General features: G+C 65.9%; 3 protein-coding genes. All 3 read right to left on the reverse strand.

What is annotated here, in order from left to right; genetic code table 11:
• Nucleotides 1-137 precede the first annotated feature (137 nt).
• The 3 genes from ACXJL8_RS34650 to ACXJL8_RS34660 are packed head-to-tail and all read right to left on the reverse strand — an operon-like array spanning nt 138 to nt 4,460.
• Nucleotides 138-359, reverse strand: coding sequence for a DUF4926 domain-containing protein (locus tag ACXJL8_RS34650; RefSeq protein ID WP_456622344.1), 222 nt, complete (start codon nt 357-359; stop codon nt 138-140).
• 7 nt (nt 360-366) lie between these two features.
• Nucleotides 367-3,531, reverse strand: coding sequence for an efflux RND transporter permease subunit (locus tag ACXJL8_RS34655; protein ID WP_456686411.1), 3,165 nt, complete (start codon nt 3,529-3,531; stop codon nt 367-369).
• Complete coding sequence (locus tag ACXJL8_RS34660; protein ID WP_456622346.1) at nt 3,531-4,460, reverse strand: efflux RND transporter periplasmic adaptor subunit; 930 nt, start codon at nt 4,458-4,460, stop codon at nt 3,531-3,533. Before ACXJL8_RS34660 ends, ACXJL8_RS34655 begins: the two co-directional genes overlap by 1 nt.
• Nucleotides 4,461-4,592: the final 132 nt, after the last annotated feature.

Consider the following 4,592-nt stretch of genomic DNA (forward strand, 5'->3'; position numbering starts at 1 on the left):
ATGCCGCGATCATGCTGCCTGCACTGCTCTTGCAATCCGAAGCCAAGTTCTCTCGACGCTCATCGGTGCAAAATCGATTGTCTGCCCAATAGGAGTTTCTGTTTGGGGGAGAACAGTCGTGGCGTGGAGTAGAGTTTTCAGGTTTGACGATCTATTGGCGTGCCAGGCGGCGATTCGGTCTGCCGATGTAGAGGTATATCCCACAGCGAAAGGAACTCTGATCGGAGGCACGGGGCGACGGCATATCGTCGCCCATCATCGTCACTGAGTTCGACGAGCACCGTCTTGTCGTCGAGCTCCTCGACGATCGTCCCGACGTTTCCTCGCGCCAACCGGTGTTCCGGAAAGCTTGCCAGCAACGCGGATCTACTCCGCCGCAGGGTGCACGATGCTCTTCGGCACCGGCGCTGCCTGCGCCGGCGTGGCGCCGGAGGGGGCGGCTCCGTGATGATCGGGGGGCGCGGTGTCCTCGCTGTGCACGATCAGCCGCTTGCCGAAGCGCCAGATCAGGGCGCCGAGGTCGTCCATCACCATGAACATCGCGGGCACGAACACCAGCGACAGGATGGTCGAGAAGATCAGGCCGCCGATCACCGCAAGTGCCATCGGCGAACGGAACTCGCCGCCCGCGCCAACCGCGAGCGCGCTCGGCATCATGCCGGCGGCCATCGCGATCGTGGTCATCACGATCGGGCGGGCGCGCTTCATGCCGGCGTCGATCATCGCTTCCTCGCGCGCCTTGCCGGCGTGGATCGCCTCGATCGCAAATTCCACCAGCATGATCGCGTTCTTGGTGACGATGCCCATCAGCATCAGAATGCCGATCCACACCGGCGTGGTGAGCTGCTTGCCGGTGACCAGCAGCGCCGCGATTGCGCCGCCGATCGACAGCGGCAGCGAGAACAGGATGGTGATCGGCTGCAGGAAGGTTCCGAACAGCAGCACCAGCACGGCGTAGACCATCATCAGGCCCGCCGTGATCGCGGTGGCGAAGCCGTCGGACAGCTCGTTCAGGCTTTCGGCGTCGCCGGAGGGGCTCACCTTAACGCCCTTCGGCAGGCTCTTCATCACCGGCAGATCGGCGATCTTCTTGGTGGCGTCGCCGAGCGCGGCGGTGCCGACGAGGTCGGCGGCGACGGTCGCCTGACGCTCGCGATCGTAGCGGTTGATGCTGGTCGGGCCCTGGTCGAGCTTGACGTCGGCGATGACCGAGAGCGGCACGCCGCCCTTCTCGCCGTGCTCGCCGAGCGGCACGCGCAATTGCTCCAGTGTCTTCAGATTGCCGCGCGCGGCGTCCTCGAGCTGCACGCGGATCGGCACCAGGCGGTCACCGACGTCGAATTTGGCGAGCGCAGGACCGACATCGCCGATGGTGGCGACACGGATGGTCTGCGACAGGCTTTCGGTCGAGACGCCAAGCCGCGCGGCGAGATCGGCCCGCGGCTCGACGCGCAGCTCGGGCCGCTCCAGCGAGGTTTCCGAGATCACGTTGGCGATGGTCGGGATCCGCTTCATCTGCGTCGCAAGCTCGCTCGCGACGTTGTTGACGATGTTGGCGTCGACGCCGGTCACGACCAGCGAGATGGCGCGCAGGCCGTTTTCGTCGAGGAACCAGAAGCGGATGTCGGGAACGTTCTCCAGCTCCTGGCTGATCGAGAATTCGAGCTCGCGCTGGGTGATGTCGCGGYTGTCCTTGGGCGTGTAGTTGATGATCAGGGCGGCGCGACGGACCTCCTGGGTGCCCGGTGGAACGCGCCCGCCATCGACGAAGATGCTCTTCACCTCGGGCCGCTTGCGCAGGCGCGCGACGATGTCCTCGGTGACCTTCTCGGTGTAGGCGAGCTGGGTGCCCGGCGGCAGCTCGAGGGCAAGCAGCGAACGCGCGCTGTCCTGCGCCGGCAGGAAGCCTTGCGGCAGCAGCGTGATGCTCCAGATCGAGGCGGCGAAGACGCCGAAGCCGATCAGCACCGTGATGAAATAGTGCTTCACCGACCAGGCCACGATCCGGTGGTAGGACCGCAGCACGCGGCCGGGCGGCGGCTCCTCATGGGTATGGTGCTTGAGGAAATAGGCGGCCAGCACCGGCGTGACGAAGCGCGCGGCGAGCAGCGAGAAGAACACCTGCACCGAGACGGTGATACCGAACTGCTTGAAGAACTGTCCGGCGATGCCCGACATGAAGCTCGCCGGCGCGAAGATCGCGATGATCGTCAGCGAAATCGCGATCACCGCGAGGCCGATCTCGTCGGCGGCTTCCAGCGCGGCACGATAGGGCGACTTGCCCATGTTCATGTGCCGGACGATGTTCTCGATCTCGACGATGGCGTCGTCGACCAGAATGCCCGTCGACAGCGTGATGGCGAGGAAGCTGACGAGGTTCAGCGAGAAGCCGAGCAGGTCCATCGCCCAGAACGCCGGGAAGATCGACAGCGGCAGCGAGATCGCGGCGATGACGGTGGCGCGCAGGTCGCGCAGGAACAGCAGCACGATGACGACGGCGAGGATGGCGCCCTCGAACAGGGTCGAGATCGCCGCGTGGTAATTGCCCTTGGTGTATTCGACCGAGGTGTCGATCAGCTTGAGGTCGACGTCGGGRTAGGCGGCTTTCAGCGCTTCGATACGCTTCTCCACGGCCTCTGCCACCTTCACGTCGCTGGCGCCCTTGGAGCGTTTGATGCCGAGCGCGACCACCGGCTCGCCGTTGAAGCGGGCGAAGGTGCGGCGGTCGGCGATGGTGTCGGTGACGGTGCCGAGATCGTCGAGCCGGACCTCGCCGCCGCCGAACAGCGGGATCATGGTGCCAGCGAGGTCGCTCAGCGTCTTGGCGCCGGCCAGCGTGCGGATGGCCTGGTCGTTCTTGCCGATCTCGGCGCGGCCGCCGGCGACGTCGACATTGGTGCCGCGCAGGCTCTGGCTGACATTGACGGCGGTCAGCCCCATCGCCTGCATGCGGTCGGGATCGAGCGAGACCAGGATCTCGCGCTCGACACCGCCGATGCGCTCGACCTGGGCGACGCCGCGCACGCCTTGCAGCGCGCGCTTGACCACGTCGTCGACGAAATAAGACAGCTGCTCCGGCGTCTTGCCGGGCGAGATCGCGGCATAGGTGACGATCGGCAGGCCGATGACGTCGACGCGCTGGATCAGCGGCTCGGTGACGTTCTGCGGTAGGTTGGAGCGGACGCGCGTCACCGCGTCCTTGACGTCGTTGAGCGCGCGGTCGGTATTGGTCTCCAGCGCGAACTGGATGGTGGTGACCGACAGGCCGTCGGTGATCGACGAGTTGATGTGCCGCACACCCTCGACGCCGGAGACCGCGTCTTCAACCGTCTTGGTGACCTGGGATTCGAGCTCCGCGGGCGCCGCGCCGAACTGCGACACCGCGACCGAGATCACGGGAATGTCGGCCGAAGGCAGCCGCGTCACCGCGAGCTTGGTGAAGGAGACCCAGCCGAGGATCAGCAGGATGATCGAAAAGACCACCGACGGCAGCGGATGGCGGATCGACCATGCGGAGATATTAAGAGCCATCAGCGTACCCGCGTGCGATCGAGTTCATCGGCGAACATTGTCTTGATCTGGTCGCCGTCATGGAGCGAAGAGCCGGCGTCGGCCACGACGATTTCGCCGACCTCGAGCCCTTCCAGGATTTCCGTTGCGCTGTCGGACGTCAATCCGACCCGCACCCTCCGCGTCTCGATCGTGTTGCCCTTGACGACCTGCACCGTGAGATGGTCGATCGCGGTCTTGGGAACCGCGACGCCGCAGCTTCGCTTGGCGTCGATGGAGGCGCGGGCGAACGTGCCGATCTTCAGCGAGGGATTGTTGGTGACGCTGATGCGGACGCGGCCGAGCTGCGTGGTGCGGTCGATTTCCGGCGCAACCAGCCGGACCCGCCCGATCAGGTCGGGCGCGTCGTCGCGGCTGATGCGGACGGTGGCGCCGGCGCTGAGCTTGGGCATGTGAACGGCCGGAACCTGCGCATCCAGCTCGATCTCGTTGTTGACGGCGATGCGGAACATCGGACCCGCCTGCGGCGAGGCCGGCGCGCCGACGATGGTGCGGACTTCGGTGACGAGGCCCGGGGCGGGCGCCTTCAACGAAATCGGGCCCTGCGCGCCGGGTCGTTGCGGCTGCCCCGGAATTTGCGGCGGCGCGGTCAGGCGCGCCAGCTCCTGGTTCTCGGTGACGATGGCGCCTTCGGTGACGAAGACGTCGGTGACCCTGGATCCTTCCTGGTCGGCGACGACCACGGCCTCGCGCCGCGGCACGAAGAAGCCGGTCACCCGTACGAGGTCGGAGAAGCAGGCGTTGGTCGACTTCGTCACGATGACGAGCGCCTCACCCGGCGTGTCCTTCGCCTCGGGGCGATGCCGATGCTCGAACAGATAATAGCCGACGCCGAGCACAACGATGAACAGGACGGTTCCGGCAGGCTTGAGATATTCGGAGATCTTCATCGCCGGATCATCCTGGCCTGGCTCGCGGCCGTCCGCGCGGGGCCTTGCGAGAGCATTTCCCTGAAACGAAGCGGCGTCCCGCAAGGCTGCGGGACGCGCTTCGGAAGCAAGCTTTTACACCACATCAGGACT

It is taken from the genome of Bradyrhizobium sp. P5_C11_2, assembly GCF_054049755.1.

Coding starts and splice junctions, on each gene's coding strand:
- ACXJL8_RS34660 (WP_456622346.1), bottom strand. CDS start 4,460: ATGAAGATCTCCGAATATCTCAAGCCTGCCGGAACCGTCCTGTTCATC.